At 49.5% G+C, this 20,117-nt stretch carries 13 protein-coding genes and 1 riboswitch; of the genes, 10 read left to right on the forward strand and 3 right to left on the reverse strand.

The features are described from left to right. Positions 1–36 precede the first annotated feature (36 nt). Both Q0882_RS12165 and Q0882_RS12170 read left to right on the forward strand, forming a co-directional pair. On the forward strand, positions 37–2,307 hold the full coding sequence (locus Q0882_RS12165) for an ATP-binding protein (RefSeq protein ID WP_299182045.1): 2,271 nt from the start codon (positions 37–39) through the stop codon (positions 2,305–2,307). Positions 2,308–2,325: 18 nt separating this feature from the next. Continuing rightward, positions 2,326–3,690, forward strand: coding sequence for a sigma-54 dependent transcriptional regulator (locus tag Q0882_RS12170; RefSeq protein WP_299182048.1), 1,365 nt, complete (start codon positions 2,326–2,328; stop codon positions 3,688–3,690). A gap of 52 nt (positions 3,691–3,742) precedes the next feature. Here the strand turns inward: Q0882_RS12170 and Q0882_RS12175 are convergent, their stop codons facing one another. Then, on the reverse strand, positions 3,743–5,353 hold the full coding sequence (locus Q0882_RS12175) for a methyl-accepting chemotaxis protein (protein WP_299182051.1): 1,611 nt from the start codon (positions 5,351–5,353) through the stop codon (positions 3,743–3,745). Positions 5,354–5,780: 427 nt separating this feature from the next. Here Q0882_RS12175 and Q0882_RS12180 point away from each other — a divergent pair, with 427 nt between their 5' ends. The 5 genes from Q0882_RS12180 (at position 5,781) to Q0882_RS12200 (ending at position 10,613) form a co-directional block, all read left to right on the forward strand. Next, entirely contained in the window at positions 5,781–6,764 is a 984-nt protein-coding gene (locus tag Q0882_RS12180; RefSeq protein WP_299182054.1) for a TRAP transporter substrate-binding protein, read from the forward strand. A gap of 179 nt (positions 6,765–6,943) precedes the next feature. After that, positions 6,944–7,543 (forward strand): TRAP transporter small permease, encoded by a 600-nt coding sequence (locus Q0882_RS12185; RefSeq protein WP_299182057.1) that lies wholly within the window; start codon positions 6,944–6,946, stop codon positions 7,541–7,543. Beyond that, positions 7,543–8,940 carry a TRAP transporter large permease gene (locus Q0882_RS12190; protein WP_299182060.1) on the forward strand — a complete coding sequence of 466 codons (1,398 nt, stop codon included), beginning with the start codon at positions 7,543–7,545 and terminating at the stop codon, positions 8,938–8,940. Before Q0882_RS12185 ends, Q0882_RS12190 begins: the two co-directional genes overlap by 1 nt. Before the next feature lie 178 nt (positions 8,941–9,118). Then, positions 9,119–9,619, forward strand: coding sequence for a hypothetical protein (locus Q0882_RS12195; protein ID WP_299182063.1), 501 nt, complete (start codon positions 9,119–9,121; stop codon positions 9,617–9,619). A gap of 43 nt (positions 9,620–9,662) precedes the next feature. Beyond that, positions 9,663–10,613 carry an RluA family pseudouridine synthase gene (locus Q0882_RS12200; RefSeq protein ID WP_299182066.1) on the forward strand — a complete coding sequence of 317 codons (951 nt, stop codon included), beginning with the start codon at positions 9,663–9,665 and terminating at the stop codon, positions 10,611–10,613. Here Q0882_RS12200 and ilvA read toward each other — a convergent pair. Continuing rightward, a complete protein-coding gene (ilvA, locus tag Q0882_RS12205) occupies positions 10,599–12,116 on the reverse strand; it encodes a threonine ammonia-lyase, biosynthetic (RefSeq protein ID WP_299182069.1) in 1,518 nt (505 codons plus the stop codon). The genes Q0882_RS12200 and ilvA overlap by 15 nt on opposite strands. 169 nt (positions 12,117–12,285) lie before the next feature. On the opposite strand from ilvA, the gene rpiA reads away from it, so the two are divergent. Further along, positions 12,286–12,957 (forward strand): ribose-5-phosphate isomerase RpiA, encoded by a 672-nt coding sequence (gene rpiA, locus Q0882_RS12210; protein ID WP_299182072.1) that lies wholly within the window; start codon positions 12,286–12,288, stop codon positions 12,955–12,957. 83 nt (positions 12,958–13,040) lie between these two features. Here rpiA and Q0882_RS12215 read toward each other — a convergent pair whose 3' ends face one another. Further along, a complete protein-coding gene (locus Q0882_RS12215) occupies positions 13,041–13,439 on the reverse strand; it encodes a heavy metal-responsive transcriptional regulator (RefSeq protein ID WP_299182075.1) in 399 nt (132 codons plus the stop codon). A gap of 620 nt (positions 13,440–14,059) precedes the next feature. On the opposite strand from Q0882_RS12215, the gene Q0882_RS12220 reads away from it, so the two are divergent. Continuing rightward, entirely contained in the window at positions 14,060–16,636 is a 2,577-nt protein-coding gene (locus Q0882_RS12220) for a DUF748 domain-containing protein (protein ID WP_299182079.1), read from the forward strand. Positions 16,637–16,872: 236 nt separating this feature from the next. Next, the gene (locus Q0882_RS12225; RefSeq protein ID WP_299182083.1) at positions 16,873–19,869 is read left to right on the forward strand and encodes an EAL domain-containing protein; all 2,997 of its coding nucleotides are present in this window, start codon (positions 16,873–16,875) and stop codon (positions 19,867–19,869) included. Between the two features lie 139 nt (positions 19,870–20,008). Then, positions 20,009–20,083: riboswitch (cyclic di-GMP riboswitch) on the forward strand. The last annotated feature ends 34 nt before the right edge of the window (positions 20,084–20,117 follow it).

Raw genomic sequence — 20,117 nt, forward strand, 5'->3', positions numbered from 1 at the left:
CAGGGGTGGATCTTCCTGAGTAAACAGGCCCTAGATATGCCTCTCCCAAAAGCCAGCAGCTGGCGTCGGTACCGGCTGATATTTTTTATTGTGTTAGCGCTCGCCTTTCTTTTGGTCGTTGGGCAGACAACGCTTATCAGTCGAAGCCAGGGTTACGACCAACTGCAGCAACGCTCCGGTGCTGACCTTAACCGTTATCTGCTTAGCCTGCAGCAGAAGCTTGATCGCTATAAGGATCTGCCCGCACTGCTCTCCTCCCATTCCATACTGATTAACGCGTTGCAGAAACCGGAAGATGAGTTTCTAAAAGGGCAGGCCAGTGTGTATCTGGAGCATGTGAACAACTCAATTAATGCGGCCGATGTCTACATCATGAATCGAGAGGGAACTGCTATTGCCGCGAGTAACTGGGCTGAGGCTCGCTCCTTTGTGGGTAAGAACTACGGCTTCCGACCCTATTTTAAGGATGCGATCCAGGGAAAATCAGGCCGCTACTTTGCCCTGGGAACCGTTTCGAAACGACGGGGTTATTACTTCTCTTACCCTGTGTATGAACGTAGTCAGATCATCGGTGTTGTGGTGGTGAAGATCGATCTGAATGAGATCGAGTCGGACTGGACTGATCCCGATCTGGATATCCTGGTTACAGATGAAGATGGTGTTATTTTTATCTCAACGCGTGAAGACTGGAAGTTCCGTACCCTGCAACCTCTCTCGCAGGGGGATATTCAACGTATCGCTGAAAGCTTACGTTATGGCGATCACCAACTGACAGCACTGGATATTATCTCGCAACGCCCGCGGGAAAAGGGAGGGACGCTGATCACTCTGGTGGATGGAACGCGGATCAATAATAAGGCGCTAGACGGAATCAAAACGCGTGAATTTCTCCAGCAGAGCCGGGAGCTTGAAGACAGCGGCCTGACCGTTGTGGTGTTAGCCAGTACTCAGCCGGTTAAGCTGCGGATGTTCTACTCTGCGCTGACTACCGGTTTTATCTTTGTGGCGATGGTCCTGTTGGTACTGTTTCTCTCAACGCGACAGCGTATCACACGTGAACGTGCCCGCTTTAAATTACTGGAAACGCAGGCTCTGGAGGAAAACGAGAAGCGCGTCCGCGCTATTATCGATAATACCCAGGCAGGTTTGATCACCCTTGATGCGCAGGGCCGTATTGAAAGTATGAATATCATGGCTGAAAAGCTGTTTGGTTATTCAGAGGAGAGCATCCGGTTTCAGTATTTTAGTAAACTCCTTTCTCAAGCTGACAGAGCGCTCTGCTGGCAGCACCTAACCGCTTCTGATCAGGATCGCTTGGATGAACTGTTTACCGAAGCCAGTGGATTACGCTGCGATGGTTCAGCCTTTCCGATCGAGCTTATCATTGGACATATGGACTACGGTTCGATTAAGCGGTTTATCGTCACCATCCACGATATTACTCAGCGTAAGCTTTATGAAGAGGAGCTGCAGCATGCCCGTGATCTTCTAGAGCACCGAGTTGTGGAGCGAACTGCTGATCTGACTGATGCCAACCTGCGTCTCACCGAGGAGGTTGAAAACCATAAACATACGCAGAATGAGCTGATTCAAACCGCCAAACTCGCGGTACTCGGACAGATGTCGGCAGGTATTAACCATGAATTGAATCAGCCTCTGACAGCGATCAGAACCTATGCCGATAATGCACGCGCGTTTATTGATCGGGGTAAGGTGGAGACCGCTGAAAAAAATCTCAATGAGATCAGCTTGCTAACGGAGCGGATGGCTAAAATTATCCATCCCCTGAAAGAGTTCTCACGCAAGACCTCAGGACGACCTGAACCGGTTTGTCTTAAAACGGTACATGATGGCGCGATGTCAGTGATGTATGGACGATTAAGTAAGACCGATGCTGAGATTAATTGGCCTCAAGGTCTGGATCAGGTCTATGTGATGGGTGATACCGTTCGATTGGAGCAGGTATTGGTCAACCTGATCAGTAATGCGTTGCAGGCGATGGAAAATGAGCCCCGACAGCAGGTGGATATCTGTGTGGTTGCTCAGTCAGATTGGATTGGGCTTCAGGTTCGTGATTACGGTCCGGGTGTGCCGGAACAGGATCTGAACCGAGTATTTGAGCCTTTCTATACCACCAAGAAAGCGGGGCAAGGTCTGGGCTTGGGCCTCTCGATCTCCCATAGAATCATTGAAAGCATGGGGGGGCGTTTATCGGTCTCAAATCATGCTGAAGTGGGAGCCGTGTTCGAGATCAGTTTACCCAGTGCCCAGGCACCTGATAATGTTTCAGGTAAAACAATCGGTTAATTGAAGATGGAATCCTGTATGAGTGATAGCACCTTGTTGCCTATCCTGCTGGTCGATGATGAAGAACATATTCGCCTGGCGGCAGGTCAGGCATTGGAGTTAGGCGGTTACGATGTAACAACGGTCGAAACCGCGGAGCAGGCGCTGGATATCATCAATGAGGGCTGGCCGGGTATCACGATCACGGATATTAACCTGCCTGGTATTAATGGATTAGAGCTGATGAAACGGATCGTCACTCAGGACCCGGGTATGCCGGTTATTCTGATTACCGGGCATGGTGATATCTCGATGGCCGTCGGGGCGATGCGTGATGGTGCTTATGATTTCATCGAAAAACCATTTTCCTCTGAGTTAATGCTGGATGTTGTACGCAGGGCCGTTGAAAAACGCGCATTGGTCAGTGAAAACCTGCGCTTGAAACAGGAGCTGCAAGCTCAGAGTGCACCGGGGCCTCGTATCATTGGTAATACCGCTGTCATCGCTCAGCTGAGAGGGTTGGTGCATACCATCGCAGATACACCGGCAGATATCCTGATTCTGGGAGAGACTGGGACAGGTAAGGATCTGATGGCTCGATATATCCATGAGCACAGTAATCGGCGGGATAAAAATTTCGTAGCGATCAACTGCGGTGCTGTACCTGAAAACCTGATCGAATCTGAACTGTTTGGTCACGAGAAGGGGGCGTTTACGGATGCGAAAGCCCGCCGTATAGGTAAGTTTGAGCATGCCGATGGCGGTACTCTGTTTCTGGATGAGATCGAAAGTATGCCGATGACGCTGCAGATCAAGCTGCTGCGGGTACTGGAAGAGAGGGCTATTGAGCGTTTAGGTGCTAATGAGGTGATACCGATCGATATACGGGTCATCGCCGCTACCAAAGTGGATCTGCGGGAAGCGGCTGAAGAGGGATCGTTTCGGGAGGATCTCTATTATCGTTTGAATGTCGTCCGCATCGATATCCCCGCATTACGTGAGCGACGTGAGGATATCAGTTTGCTGTTTCAGCACTTTGCGTTGATCGCCTCCTCGCAATATGGGCGGGAAGTACCGCTGCTGTCAGCAGAACGGATGCATAGCCTGATGACGCACGACTGGCCGGGAAATGTCAGGGAGCTGCGGAATCTGGCAGAGCGCTATGTGCTTTTGGGTGAAAGTTGTACCTTTGATTTTGAAAACCGTCCGATCACTGAGATTAATGGCAGCAGTGAGATGACACTGCCTGAAAAGGTGGATCAGTTTGAAAGTATGTTGATACAGGCTGAACTGTCTCGCTGTGCCGGCTCAATTAAAGAGACGTTGAGCAGTCTGGGATTGCCGCGGAAAACACTCTACGACAAGATGAAGAAATATGGTCTGGATAAAAAGGACTATAAGTAGTTAGGAACTATAAAAAAGGCCGCATAAGCGGCCTTTTTTATCTCTGTACTTGCTACAGCTTGAATCTCTGTACCATCACTTCTAGCTGCCCAGCCAGAGTATTGAGTTCGTTAGCAACCTGATTCAGCTTGCCTGCTCGGGAGGAGGTATGTTCCGCTGTCTGCGCAATCTCATGAACGCTGGCTTCAACACTACTGGCCATCTCGGTCTGCTCCTTAACAGAGGAGGAGACCATATGGTTCATATCATTGATGACACGTACCTCTTCTGCAATCTTAGTCAAAGCGTCTGAGGTTTCCTGAACTTTTAGTACCCCGGCTTCGGCACTACTATGGGCATGATCCATAACCGATACAGCATCACGGGCATCATGTTGCAGTTTTTCGATAATAGCATTGATCTCTTCAGTTGAGTTCCGGGTTTTACTGGCAAGTGTTCTCACCTCATCCGCTACAACGGCAAACCCACGTCCCTGCTCGCCTGCTCGTGCGGCCTCAATGGCAGCATTCAGGGCCAAAAGGTTCGTCTGCTCGGCGATCTTCTGGATTACCTCAAGTACGGTGCCAACGCTCTGGCTCTGTTCATCCAGTTTATTGATGACAGTGAGAGCGCTGTCGATATTGTTTTTCAGCTCTTCGATCGCGTTGATCGCCTGATCCGTAATGACTGTCCCTTCCTGACTCTGTTCCAAAGCCAGATCGGAAGCGGATACGGTGTTTTCCGCACTCGCTTCGACGCTTTTAGTTGCGGCTTCCATCTGCTCCATCGCTGAGGCGACCGCACTGGTCTGCATCTGCTGGCTATTTACAGCACTGTTAGCCATATCTGCTATCTCATTGATCGATGTGCTTGAGGTGCTTAGCTGGTGGACTGTAGCGCTGACCTTGCTGAGGCTTCCATGGAAATCATCCAGCATCGTATTCAGCGAGTTGGACATAGCGCCAATCTCGTCTTTAGACGTGACATCGATACGCAGTTTTAGATCGGAGTTCGCGTGGATAGTGTTGATGGTCTTGCCCATCTGTTTTACGGGACGAACCACCAGTCGGCCCAGCAGGAAGCCAACAAGGGCCAGGCCACCGATAAAGAGCACAAGCTCGGTAATAGCGACGCTGAGCAGGTTGCTGCGGACGGTGTTATCGAGGTTCTCAAAGGAGTAGGTTACACGGACTGCACCCAGTACGTCACCTTCATTTGTCTGGTGACAGAGTAAACAGTTGGTGCCTTTGTAATCGGATAGCGCTTTCATCGGGGTGATAACGGTCAGACGGTGGCCCTGATCATCATCCAATTCCTGAATGATCTGCTCACCACTCATTGCCCGACGATCAAGCTCATCCATGATTTTAGAATCTGCGGTTCCCGGTCCGTAAACATTAGCAACCAGGTCCCCGCGGATGATGCGGGCCTCAGTGACTTCCGGGTTGGCCAGAATTTTCTCCTGAAGAGACTGGCGGTTACTCATGGCGCCGCTGAGCATCAGTATATTGATACTGTCGAAATATGAGTCTGCGGTAGCTGTGGTGTTTTTGGTCACCACTTCAGACACTAAGCTGGATTCACTGCGGTATATCGCGGTAAGTGAACTTACCAGAATGATGAGGAAAACCGCTGCCAGTGACAGATTAACTTTGGTCTGTATTGATAAGCCGTCCAGTTTCACTACGTAACTCCCGATCAGCGTAACGTCGTTATTTTTAGAGTATCCGACCAATAATAAGGGTATCGGTGTGATTCGTATACCTTTAGTTATTTCCTGAATGAGACGTAGATCAATAAAACGGTTAACTGGTCGGTCAGGGCTGTTGAGGTGATCGAAATGGGTGGGAATCCCTCTTTGTGAATACGAAAAATGTGTGGGAAACCGCCGAATATTAATGAGGTGATAGTGGGTAAAAAAATCTACGAAATAATAGCAAGGCCTTATATATAGGGCGCGTCAGCGGTATTGGATTGCTGTTTTTTAAAGTTGGTCTCCTTCTTGCTCTATTAGGGGTAGAGATTCAGAAAACTCTGTTGCTGCTTAACTGAGTGTGCTGAATTTCAAACAAAACAACGATAAACAACGTCCAATAAACAGGAGATGCACAATGCGTTTACTGACTGCTGCTATAACAACGATGGCTCTGACTCTGGGAGCACAGGCTGCTGTTGCTGCCCCGGTTGAGATTAAATTTTCCCATGTTGTTGCTGAAAATACGCCTAAAGGCCAGATGGCTACTAAGTTCAAAGAATTGGTAGATGAGCGCCTGGCGGGTAAAGTTGAAGTTAAAGTATTCCCTAACTCACAGCTGTTTGGCGATAACAAAGTTCTGGAAGCGATGCTGCTTGGTGATGTGCAGATGGCGGCTCCATCACTGTCTAAGTTCCAGAAATACACCAAGAAACTACAGATCTTCGATCTACCCTTCCTGTTTAAAGATATGGCTGCGGTAGAGAAGTTCCAGAATGGCCCTGAAGGTCGGGAGCTGCTGAACTCTCTGCAGAAGAAAGGTCTGGTAGGCCTGGGTTACCTTCACAACGGTATGAAACAGCTTTCTGCCAGTGATCCACTTAAGGTGCCAGCGGATGCTGAAGGTAAAAAATTCCGTATTATGACCTCTGATGTGCTTCAGGCTCAGTTTGAAGCGGTTGATGCGGTTCCTCTGAAAAAGCCATTCTCTGAAGTCTTCACTCTGCTACAGACTAAAGCGATCGACGGTCAGGAAAATACCTGGTCTAACATCTTCTCCAAGAAATTCTTCGAAGTTCAACCGTACATCACTGAGTCCAACCACGGTGTACTGGATTACCTGGTTGTAACCTCTGCTGAGTTCTGGATGGGGCTGGATGATGATCTGAAAGTTGAGATCCAAAAAGCACTGGATGAAGCGATTAAACACGGCAATGCGATTGCTGCTGAGAAAGCTAGCTCTGATAAACAGAAAATCATCGATTCTAAGCGCTCTGAAGTGCTGACGCTGACAGATGCTGAACGTGCTCAGTGGGTTGAAGCGATGAAGCCGGTTTGGAAGCAGTTTGAAGATCAGGTAGGTGCTGATCTGATCAAAGCGGCTGAAGCGTCTAACAACTAATTCATTGAATTAGTTGAGGCAAGCAACCGGGCAGGCGATCGCTCCTCCCGCCCGGTTTTTAAACTCTCCCGAACATTCAGAGGAGAGCTACACAGTATTCCCGAGCTGTTCATCGGGAGCTCTCCTGTGAATGTAGGTAAACGACAATAATAACGACGTGAGTCGCTACGGGGGCCGTTATGGTACGTAATCTGATAACAAAACTTGAAGAGGGGTTTCTCTCCATTCTTCTGGTTTCAATGACCTTACTGGTATTTGCTGAAGTGGTAGCCCGCTTCGGTTTCAATGCCGGTATCCACTGGGCGCAGGAAGTAACGCTTCTGCTGGCGGCCTGGTTTGTTCTTTTTGGCGCTTCTTACGGCGTGAAAGTGGGTGCACATATCGGTGTGGATGTATTTGTGAAAATGTTTCCACATAACACCCACCGTTTTATCACCTTGGTGGCCATTGCCCTGTGTTTGGTGTACTGCGGACTATTCCTCTACGGTTCCTGGATCTATCTCAGCAAGATGAAGATGATCGGCATCGAACTTGAAGATCTTCCTGTCCCTAAATGGATACCGATGAGCATCCTGGTGATCGGCTTTGTACTCCTGATTGTGCGTTTCCTGCAGTTGGGTTGGAAAGTTATTAAGGATGAGGCAGAGGGTTTCCATTTTGCAGATGAGGCTGAAGAGTCAATGGAGATCGCTAAGGAGCTGCAAGAGACAGCTCTGGGTAGCGATGATCTTAACCAAGACCCGAATCAATCCAAGCAAACAAAGCAGGAGGATAAATAATGACTATCGCGGTACTGTTTATCACTCTGTTTGGCTGCATGATTATCGGAATGCCGATCGCCGTAGCCTTAGGATTATCATCTGTCACTACAATTCTGCTGTTCTCAAACGACTCGCTGGCATCTATTGCCCTGAAGCTCTTTGAGGCAACCTCTGAACATTACACGCTGTTGGCGATTCCGTTTTTCATCCTGTCGTCTGCATTCCTCTCTACCGGTGGTGTGGCTAAGCGTCTGATCAACTTTGCGGTTGATACGGTTGGACATATCCGTGGTGGTCTGGCGATGGCGTCCGTGATGGCGTGTATGCTATTTGCTGCAGTGTCAGGTTCATCACCTGCTACAGTGGCTGCCATAGGTACTATCTGTATCGCGGGTATGGTGCGCTCAGGTTATCCACAGTCGTTTGCGGCAGGCGTCATTGCCAACGCAGGGACGCTGGGTATTCTGATCCCTCCCTCTATCGTAATGCTGGTTTATGCGGCTGCGACTGAAGTATCTGCATCCCGTATGTTTATGGCGGGTTTTATCCCCGGTCTGATGATGGGTCTGATCCTGATGATCGCCATCTACATCGTTGCGCGTGTTAAGGGGCTGCCTTCACAACCGTTCCCAGGGTTCCGGGCGCTGGCTAAGTCTGGCCTGATTGCGCTGGGTGGCCTGATGTTGATCATCATCGTATTGGGCTCTATCTACGGTGGTATCGCCTCTCCAACCGAAGCGGCTGCGGTAGCGGCAGTATATGGCTACTTTATTGCAGTGATGGGTTACCGTGATATCGGCCCGATGAAGGGGATTCCATGGCAGAAAGATGGCGAAAACGTTGTCTCAGCGGCAGTGCGTAACAGCTTCCTTATGCTGATGGCGATTCCGAAATCCATTCGTGACCCCGAAGTTCGTAAGGTACTGATGGATGCTTCTAAAGTATCCATGATGCTGTTGTTTATCATCGCCAATGCGATGCTGTTTGCTCACGTACTGACAACTGAGCGTATCCCTCACACGATTGCGGGTGCGATCATGGATTGGGGACTCCCGGCCTGGGGCTTCCTGATTGTTGTGAACATCCTGCTGTTGATCGCGGGTAACTTTATGGAGCCATCTGCGATCCTGTTGATCATGGCACCGATTCTGTTCCCAATCGCAATGCAGCTGGGTATCGATCCGATCCATCTGGGTATCATCATGGTGGTGAACATGGAGATCGGGATGTTGACCCCGCCTGTGGGGCTTAACCTCTTTGTAACCGCCGGGATCACCGGGCAGAACATGGTCTGGGTTATCAAAGCCTGCCTGCCGTGGCTCTGTCTGTTGTTAGGCTTCCTGATGCTGATCACCTATATACCGCAGATCTCACTGTTCCTGCCGGAGTATATCGATCAGTTGAAAGGGTATTAAACCCGTTACCTTATCAACCCGAAAGTCGGAGGGTGTCCTCTATACCCTCCCGCCTTAATCCGTTGATTAATGCTTTAACCACCGCTTGCGGTGGTTTTTTTTGTCTGAAGCTTGGGCGAGACGATACAGAGCGGGTATAATTTACCTTTCGTTAAGACATGAATAGTTGAGAGTGCGAGTGTTCGGTTACATTGCTGCGTTGTGGGGTATTACAGGTATCTGTCTATTATTGGGCAGTGCGGTGTATCGGCTGAGTGCTATTGGTTGGCAGACGTTTAGTTATGATCTCTCCTGGTATCACTGGGTGGCTCTGGTAGTCAGCATCGCGTTTATGGGGTTTGCTGAGGGGTATCGGGGGTTCCAGCAGGCCTGGTCTCCGCGAGTAGCAGCGAGAGTTCTCTATCTCTCTCAGAATGTGTCACCACTACGTTTTATCTTCGCTCCACTTTTCTGTATGGGGTTTTTCTCGATCGTGCGCAGGCGGATGATCGTGACCTACTGCCTGACGCTGGGGATTGTCGGCATGGTTCTGTTAGTTCACCAACTGGATCAGCCCTGGCGGGGGATTGTTGACCTGGGGGTGGTTACCGGACTGGTGTGGGGTCTGACCTCTCTACTGTTATTTACACTGCAGGCATTTTTCGGTCAGCGTTTTGAGCACTCTCCGGAGATGCCCTGAAGACCCTTGCCGACAACGTTTGTCAGTTGGAGAACAATCACTGATGAACCAGCAGGGCTTGCCATTTCTACTTAGCTTCAAGGTATTCACCCAAATAAACAGCAGTTTGGCTGGCTTTCTGCGGTCCCGTCTTGCAGGTTCCCATCGTACCCAACTCAATGACCTGTTTGGTGAAGGGAAGGTGCGGGTCGACGGTCGCTTAGGGACTGCTGAACAATCGCTGTGCCCGGAACAGATAGTTGAGGTGACTCTGGATCAGCATCGTGAAGAGGATGCCGATCTTAATTGGCGGTTACTCTGGGAAGATGCAGAGCTGATGGCGGTCTATAAACCCCATCTTTTACCCGTCAGCCGTACAACACGTAACCTGTATCATACGCTCATCTCACTGGTTCGCCGGGAAACGCCCTATGCTGATGCCCGTCTGCTTCATCGGTTAGACAGCGAAACAGCAGGGATTATTCTACTCGCCAAAGACCGGGCGGCGGATAAGCGCTGGAAACCTAATCTTGACCAGCTTATTGCAAAGAAGGTCTATCATGCCTGGGTGACAGGTGAGCCGGAGTGGGAACAGAAAACGGTTGAATGCGAGTTATCAGAGCGATTAGAAAGTCCCATACGCAGTCAGATGTATGTGGTTGACCCAAATGAGCGGGCGCTATACCCCAAACCCAAATTCAGTCGTTCAATTTTCACTGTGATCAAACGGGAGCAGGGACGTTCGCAGCTCAGATGTGAAATTTTCACTGGAAGAAAGCATCAGATACGCGCTCATCTGGCCCATCTGGGATATCCGATCATTGGTGATAAGATCTATTCACATCAGGGGCGATATTACCTTCGACGCCTGGATACTCCGCTCACGGATGAGGATCTACAGCGCTTAGGCTCTGCCTATCATCAGCTGGAAGCCACAGAGTTGGAGCTGTCTCTGCAGGAAGGAGCACTCCAATTGACGAGTGCTCCGGTGATAAGGGATTTATCCGAGGAATAACTGGTAGGCGGTGTTATCCGTTTCTTCCCAGTAGTTATAGCCGATCTCTTCAAGGAAAGTACCTACCTGATCACGCTCATCAACCGGCACCTGCATGCCTACCAGTACACGGCCATACGCAGCGCCATGATTACGGTAATGGAACATTGAAATGTTCCATTTTCCGCCAAGTTTGCTGAGGAAGTTCATCAGCGCGCCAGGGCGTTCCGGAAACTCAAAGCGATAGATGACTTCGTTTTCAAGGTTAACCGGCGCATGCCCGCCGACCATATAGCGAACGTGGATCTTGGCGATCTCATTGTCACTCAGGTCTTCAACCTCATATTCGTTGCTCCGAAGCTGGCTGACCAGCTCTTCACGACCATCACCTCCGGCCTTCAGCTGGATCCCGGCAAAGACGACTGCGTTACTATCGTCACTGTAGCGATAGTTGAACTCGGTGATATTGCGTTTGCCCAAAGCTGAACAGAACTTTTTAAAGCTGCCAGGTTTTTCCGGAATCCGGGCTGCGATGATCGCTTCACGCTTTTCGCCTAACTCCGAGCGTTCAGCGATATGTCGTAACCGGTCAAAGTTTACGTTAGCGCCTGAATCGATTGCGATCAGCGTTTTGTCGCTACACAGTTCTCGCTCTACAAATTTTTTCATGCCGGCAACGCCTAATGCTCCGGCTGGCTCGCAGATAGAGCGAGTATCGTCGTAGATATCTTTAATCGCAGCACAGATCTCATCGGTGGATACTGTGATCACTTCATCAACGTATTTTTTGGCTACTTCAAAGGTGTTCTCACCAACCAGCGCCACAGCGACACCATCGGCAAAGATTCCTACCTGATCCAGTGTGACACGCTCACCTGCGTCCAGAGCTGCTTTCAGGCAGGCAGAATCTTCCGATTCAACTCCGATCACTTTGGTTTGGGGGCGCAGGTACTTCACGTATGCTGCAATACCCGCCACTAAACCACCGCCACCGACTGGAACGAAGATCGCTTCAATGGGGCCAGATTCCTGTCGCAGGATCTCCATCGCAACGGTACCTTGTCCTGCAATCACATCCGGATCATCGAATGGGTGGACGTAGGTCATCCCCTTCTCTTCGACCAGCTTTTTGGCAAAGCTCGCCGCATCGTCATAAGCATCCCCATGCAGAACAACTTTGCCTCCCAAGCGTTTGACATTGTTGACCTTAACGTCAGGGGTGGTTTTCGGCATGACGATCGTGGCTTTAACTCCCAGCTTTTTGGCAGACATTGCCAGTCCCTGAGCGTGGTTTCCGGCTGATGCTGCCACCACACCACAAGCCTTCTCCTCTGCAGTCAGCTGAGATAGCTTGTTATAGGCGCCGCGAAGCTTGAAAGAGAAAACCGGCTGTTCATCTTCACGCTTCAGTAGAATTCGGTTATTCAGACGCTCAGAAAGACCTTTAGCTTCATCCAGTGGAGTCTCGATCGCTACGTCATAAACCCGTGCTTCGAGGATTTTCTTTATATATCGATCTGGCATGGTTATTCGCCTAAATTTTCGTCTGAATAAAAGTAAGCCGGAAATGGTAAAGCTAAAGCCCCTCTTACGTCTACAATAGGGCGATAAAGCTGCGTATAATTTGCGCTAATTCTTACAATTATCAGTAAAAGTGGCCAATTTACAGAGCCATGAAGCACAGGTGCCTATCATGACCCAGGACGAGATGAAGAAAGCCGTGGCTCAAGCCGCAGTGGAGTATATAAAACCCAAACTCGGTAAAGAGAGCATTGTAGGTGTGGGTACCGGCTCTACCGCCAACTTCTTCATCGATGCGCTGGCTGAGATCAAGCATACATTTGATGGTGCTGTTGCCAGCTCTGAAGCGACGGCTGAGCGACTTAAAAACCACGGCATTCAGGTGTTTGATATGAACTCTGTAGCGGAGATGGAGGTTTACGTCGACGGTGCGGATGAGTTTGATTCCGGTCTTAACCTGATTAAAGGTGGGGGCGGAGCGCTCACACGCGAGAAGATTGTAGCAGCGGTTGCAAAAGAGTTTGTCTGTATCGTTGATAGCACGAAAAAGGTCGATCTGCTGGGTGAATTCCCTCTTCCGGTTGAGGTGATCCCGATGGCGCGTTCACAGGTTGCCCGTGAGCTGGTGAAATTGGATGGAATGCCAGTTTGGCGTGAAGGCTTCACGACTGATAACGGTAATGTGATTCTGGATGTCCATGATATGGAGATCATGCATGCGAAAGAGCTGGAAACTCAGCTTAATAACATTGTTGGTGTTGTTACCAACGGCCTGTTCGCTAACCGTGGTGCGGATGTGGTACTGATGGGGACTCCGGACGGTGTGGAAACAATCACTCTCTGAAGCCCGCCTAACCCGCGTTTTCCCATGATCAAGGGCCCTGCTTATTGCAGGGTTTTTTGTATCTAAGCTGCCCCAAAGGAGTGCTAATGCTTCAGGAACTCTATGATTGGACACTCTGAGACTCTGGCTGTTCCACAACACAATGCAGACAGTTGCTCCAGCGATCCCCGCAGCTTTTCCAACTCCTCAATTTTGGTCTGAATCAGAGAGATTTTCAGCTCTACCTGAGCTTTGACACGGGCCGAACTGGTATTGGGGTGAAGCTGGATAGCAAGTAGTTCGGAGATCTCCTGCAGTGAGAAGCCCAGAGATTTACATCGATTGATAAAATTAAGGCGGCTAAGAATAGATTCGGGGTAGACCCGATAGCCAGAATCGAGGCGGTCAGGGGTTGGTATCAGTCCGCGCTTTTCATAGTAGCGGATGGTTTCAACGCTGAGGTCAGATTGTTTGGCGACCTGTCCAATTTTGAGCTGTTTCATACCGATTGTTTAGCACAAGGTATAAAACAGCTCAACGGAAAGCCGTGATTACAGAGTCACGCGGCTCAGTGCAATGCTTGCTGGCATCGTAATCCAGGCAATTGCAGCCAGGTTAATAATGATCCAGGAGAAGCCGGAAGAGTCGCGGAAGTTTTCGTTATCAGCCATCAAAGTCACCCTTTTTTCAGGCAAGCTCTTTGTGAATCATCAATGAAGTAATACAGCAGGTTACTTCGCCTCATGATTGAGCACTTCTGTGCTTCTTAGTAAGAGGGTCGTGATGTTTCCGATCGAGCTTAGGTTAGTGTGCATAGAACTGTCTTGCTTTCAGCCTTAAAGGCCTCTTTCGGCGCGGGATTCTAGCAGGGTTTCTGGTTTTTTTATAGTCAAATTAAATTGTGAGGCCGGTCTTTGATAGTCATTAAGTATCATTGTTTTCTGTGTGGTTATTGTGTGCTCTTTCAATAATGCCGTTGTGTGATTGCCAGATAGCCATAGGTAGCTCAATGTTGAGCTGCGGAACGGGGAGAAAGAATTAAATTTGCGAACGAATTTGCCTACTGTTCATCAAACTGCATTATTATTAAGTGATTGCTATCTATTAATTGAGCGAATGGATCATGCTGCGTTTTCTTCTTGTTTTTGTTGTAGTTATTGCCCTGCTGTTACATAACCTGCCTCTGTTGGTCCGTGACCAGGTCGTGATTTGGCTGCTGAACAATGGTGCAGAAAAAGCGGAATTGAAATCTATTAATGTCGACTGGTTTAACGGAAAAGTGTCCGTTGATCGGTTAAGTGCTACTGCAGAGGGTAAACCGCCACTGAGAGTAGGGCAGCTGATACTCGATCTGGATTATGAACAATTAACGGCGAAACGCGCTGTGATTACAGATGCTTCGCTCAGTGGTGTTGCGATAGGCGTCCTGGAGGAGAAGGAGCATCTGTGGCTGGGCCCACTGGATCTCAATCAGTTCTCCGCAGCGGATGATGAGAGTCAGGAAGCAACCGAAGAGTCAGACTGGAGCTTCGGTGTGGCTCAATTTCAGCTGAATGATATTCACTGGCAGGCAGCGGTCGCGGGACAGTCCCATCGTTTGCAATTGAGCAGCGCGCGCCTGGCTGACTTTTATCTTTGGGATCAGCAGCAGCGGGTATCAATCGATCTGGATGGTCAGATCAATGGGGCACCAATCAAATTAGTGTCCAGCTCCAGGCCACTGCCCGATGAGAAAAGTTCCGAACTTAATATTCAACTGAAGAATTTCCCTGTTCACAGTGTCACGCTGCTGTTTGTTCCAGGGCTTAGAGCTCATGTTGATCTGGATCTGCGTATTAATGCTCATACAAATGCAGTGACGCAGGTGACGGAGCTGTCGCAGAGTGGTGTGATCACACTGAACGATCTGGCGTATTCCCGTGAGCAACTGGATATAGCTCAACGTCAGATCCGTTGGCAGGGTGATTTGAATCTGAGACTGGCAGGGAGTTTGATAAAAGGGCTGACGACAAATAGCCAGGTTGCGCTCAAAAATATGCAGCTGAAGCAGGGGGATACTCAGGTTGATCTCGGCGCGGCGACACTCGCCTCTCAGGTTGAACTACAGGGGATGGATGCCGTTAAATTAAGGGGGTTGAAGCTGGATGCAAATCAGTTGGTTGTAAAGCAAGCGGCTAACACCCTGGTTGCGGATCAATTGGCGATTGCTGCTGAGGCTAAAAGTGATGATCTGAAAATATGGCAGGCCGGCCTTGATCGGGTAGCGTTATCTCGCTTCAGCCTTGAAGGCAAAGGCAGTGAGCTGGTGTCATTAGCCGCTGCTGAGATCACCGGTGGCACCGTTGAACATCTGGATCGTATCGCATTGAACACGCTTGGACTTAAACAGCTGGTTGTGCAGGGAGATGGGGGCATTTTCACCCAGTGGCAGCGTATCGATGCCTCGGAGATTGAGTTTAAGGATCTGGCGCATCTTTCGATTGGTCAGCTGCAGTTGGGTGATAGTAAAAGCCGGGTTTCGCTCTCCCCGAAGCGTGAACTGACCGATCTTAACTGGTTGCTGGCTCACCTTGAGTCTGATCAGCAACCCTCAAAAGTTAAACCTGATACGCCGTCTGACAATTCGGCACCTTTCCGATTCCAGCTGAAGCAGTTACTGGTTAACGGCCGTAACCAGATCAATGTGGTGGATCGCGGGGTTAAGCCCGCTTTCAAGACCGATCTGAATATTGAGCGTTTAAAACTCAGCCAGGTAGACACGGGCTCTAAAGGTAAAACGGCTTTTGATCTGCTTGGAAAATCTGCATTTGCTACCCTCAAAGCGAAAGGTGCGATAGAGCTGTTCAGTGGAAACTACGGGGGACACTGGGATGCTGCAATTAAGGGGTTGGAACTGCCTAATGTGAGTCCTTACTCACTGGAATATACCGGTTATTACTTGCAAAGTGGTCAGTTGAGCTTAACCACAAAAGGGACGATTAAAAAACGCAAACTGGATGGTGATACTGATATCAGGCTGAACAAACTGCAAGTTGAAGCACAGAATGAGCGTAGTGGGGAGTTTGATCAAAAGGTTTCAATGCCTCTGGGTACTGCGATTATGGTGTTACAGGATAACGACGATAATATCGATCTTCAGATCCCGCTCGATGGCTCACTTGATGACCCTCAGTTTGGGTATCAAACGGTGATCAATAAACTTGCTGGCAAAGGACTGAAAAGTGCAGCAATGGGTTATCTGACTAAGGCGTTACAACCTTTTGGTGCTTTGATCTCGATCGGGCAGATGGTGATGGACGCACAGGATAAAGGCTCATTTATTACGTTGCAGCCCGTCAAATTCGAGCCGGCTGATAGTGTGCTTAATGCAGACAATAAGGCCTATATGCAGAAGCTTAAGCAGATGATGTTGGAGCGTAAGGCGATGCGGCTTAATATCTGCGGGAGTGCGGTTGCCTCCGACCAGGCAGCTATCTGGCCGTTATTACTCGAGGAGAATAAAAAACGGAAGGAACCGTTAGCAGAAGAGGCGCTGAAAGCTGAGCTGAATCCCCGTCTTCAGCAGTTGGCCGAAGCGCGAAGTAGTGCCGTGAAGGGCTACCTGTCAGCAGAGGGAATTGATGTCGAAAGGTTGTTCAGTTGCTACCCAAAAGTTGACCTGGACTCCAAAGAGGAACCGCAGGTGCGTTTAGGTATTTGAATCTGCATTCTTGATATAAATCACCATAAGCTATGGCTATTGTGCAATTGGAGTCGAGACTCTGTTCGGTTGATACAAATAACTATAGAATCTGGAGGGTTATTGGCTGAGTAATTGACAAATCATCCACTGGATCCTCCCAAATCATGCAGTATCCTCTCTATTTTAATCGAGGAATATCACTCGGACAGGATTGTCTTACCCTCTTTAAGGTATCCCTTAAAGGGCTCGGTTTTTTGCTGCTTCTAATATTCAGCCTTCCCCTTTCTGCATCGCCCTTCAAGGAAGCTCCGGCCTTCCAACAGGTCTTTGAAACGCACAGTTCAGTCATGTTGCTGATCGATCCTGCAAGTGGCCATATTATTGATGCCAACCCAGCGGCCGCCAAATTCTACGGATACTCGCAACATAGCTTACGCGGAATGTTTATCCAGCAGATCAACACGCTCACCTCCGAGCAGGTCAAGGAGGAGCGGTTGATTGCTGAGTCTGAGGGGAGAAACTACTTTATCTTTCGCCACCGGTTGGCAGATCAGTCGGTACGGACCGTCTCTGTAAATTCCCATCCTTTCATGATGAATAAGCAGACACTCTTACTCTCTGTCATCCATGACATTACGCCGGGCCGGCATGATGCCCAGGCGATGTGGCACTACCAGCAGAAACTGGAGGAGATGGTTGAGCTGAAAGTGAATGAGATTGAGCATGTGCGTGAGCAGCAACTCTGGATGATGTGGGGTGGTTTAGGTGTTCAGAGTTTCGTAATTGCGCTCTTAGTGGTGAATATACAACGGCGACGCAGATTGCAGCGAGCACTGGCCGAGCAAAGAAAAAGTCTCGCCAATATTATCTGGGGGACCGATGTCGGTACCTGGGAGTGGAATGTTATCTCTGGTGAAGCGACTCTGAATGAGCGCTGGGCTCAAACAATCGGTTATTCACTGGAGGAGTTAGGGTGCATCAGCATTCATACCTGGTGGGATTTTGTTCACCCTGACGATGTTGAACGATCGAAAGAGTATCTTTTGGAGCACTTCACCGGAGAGACCGATGCCTATCAGTGTGAAGTACGACTGCGTCATAAGCAGGGACACTGGGTTTGGGTGCAGGACCGAGGCAAGGTTGTCGAGTGGACGGATGAGGGCAAACCGCTGCTGGTTTCAGGGACCCATTTTGATATCAGTAAACGCAAAGCCGCTGAAGAGGGATTACGCCAGGCTGCCAGCGTTTTTGAATATGCAAACGAAGGGATCATGATTACGGATCCTGAGGGCATCATTCAGAATGCCAATCATGCCTTTAGTAAGATCACAGGGTATGAGCGGGGCGAGGTTGTGGGTAAAAACCCTCGAATACTTAGCTCCGGGTATCATGATGCCGACTATTTTGAGGAGATGTGGCAAACGCTTCAGGAGAAGGGCTCGTGGACCAATGAGGTATGGAACCGGCGTAAGTCAGGTGAGGTGTTTGCCGCAATGCAGACGGTCAGTGCGGTCAAGGACGATGCTGGAAATGTCCTGCGTTACGTTTCACTGTTTTCTGATATCACGGCGTTGAAAGAGCAACAGAATAAGCTGGAAAAGATAGCACATTTTGATGCGCTGACCGGGCTGCCTAACCGGGTATTGCTCTCTGACAGATTGCACCAGGCTATTGCTCGAGCACGACGGTTTGAGACGTTAATTGCGGTGGTATTCTTTGACCTTGATGGCTTCAAGGCGGTGAATGATAACTTCGGCCACAGTATTGGGGATCGTTTACTGGTCAAGATCGCATCGCGCAGTGAATCTGCCCTGCGGGAAGGCGACAGCCTGGCCCGATTGGGAGGGGATGAGTTCGTTGTTGTGTTACAGGATCTGGAAAGCCATGAGGCTGCACTGCTGATCGTCGAACGATTGATGCAGATGATTGCCACCCCCGTGCAGATTCAAAATCACCAGCATCGCGTCTCAGCAAGCTTTGGCTTGACCTATTTCCCTCAGATGGAAGAGATCGATGCAGATCAGTTGGTCAGGCAGGCCGATCAGGCGATGTATATTGCCAAGCAGAGTGGCAAGAACCGTTATCATATTTTTGATGCTGAGCAGGACCGTTCTATTCGAGGTAAGCACGATAAGCTACAGCGTATACAGGATGCTTTAGAGGCCAATGAGTTTGTGCTTGTCTATCAACCTAAAGTGAATATGCGCAGTGGTGATGTGATCGGGGTTGAGGCTCTGATTCGCTGGCAGCACCCTGAATCTGGTCTGCTTTCACCCGCGGAATTCTTACCGATTATCGAAGGGAATCAGGAGCTGGTCATCACCGTGGGTGAATGGGTGATTGAGCAAGCGCTGACGCAGATTGAGCGTTGGCGCGGTGAGGGAATTGATCTGCCAATTAGCGTCAATGTGGATGCTTTGCACCTGCAGGTGCCCGACTTTGTTGACAGGATCAGGCGGTTACTGGCTCAGCATCCCAGAGTCTTACCTGGCGATCTGGAGCTTGAGGTGCTTGAAAGTAGTGCCTTAAATGATATCTCCCGTGTCTCCGGCATTATTAATGCCTGCCGTGAGATAGGGATCAGTTTTGCCTTAGATGATTTTGGTACGGGATACTCCTCCCTGACCTATCTGAAACAGTTACCGGCGAACCTTTTGAAAATAGATCAGAGCTTTGTCCGGGATATGTTAGAGGATATGGAAGACCTATCGATTCTCGAAGGGGTGCTTGGGCTGGCAAATGCTTTCCGATGCGAAACGATTGCAGAGGGGGTGGAGTCAGTCGAACAGGGTGAGATGCTATTAATGATGGGGTGTGAGCTTGCCCAGGGCTATGTGATCGCAAAGCCGATGTCACCAGCTTCTGTGCCCGGATGGCTGGCTAACTGGACTCTCCCGCAGAGTTGGAGAGGACGCAACCCGATCAGCCGTGATGAATTACCCTTACTGTTTGCCATTGTTGAACATCGCACCTGGTATAACCGGGTAAAGGATAGCCTCAGTCAGATCGGGAAGCGGTCTGAGGTACGACATTCATGCCAGTTTGGTCGATGGATTGCGAAGATCGATTATAGCCGTTATGAAGATCAACTGGATCTTCGACAGTTGAGAAGTCTGCATGACGAGGTACACCGGATTGCAGATGAGCTGCTCCACAAAGCGCATGATGGCGAGAACTACACCTATGTGTTGAAACAGTTTGATGCGAGTTTTAAAGCCTTTCTGCAAGGGCTTACCAGTATGCTGAGGTAACCTATTCCGCTAGTCCCTTCTCTGCTTGCATCAGATAAACGGTTGTTCAATTTACTCAGTCTGCACAAAAAATGTTCAATTATGTGCTATCTTTTCTAAACAAACGCTCGTATTAAACGGCGTTGACGCCAGAGATCCTTTCTCGAAAAGGCAAAATCCGAGCAATCGGATGACGCAAAGTCACGGGTCCCTCAGGGATAGCCGGACCACCACAGGAGAGTTAAACCCATGGAACTTCGTTCGTGAGG

The sequence above is a fragment of the uncultured Neptuniibacter sp. genome, from assembly GCF_947498015.1.
GTDB lineage: Bacteria > Pseudomonadota > Gammaproteobacteria > Pseudomonadales > Balneatricaceae > Neptuniibacter.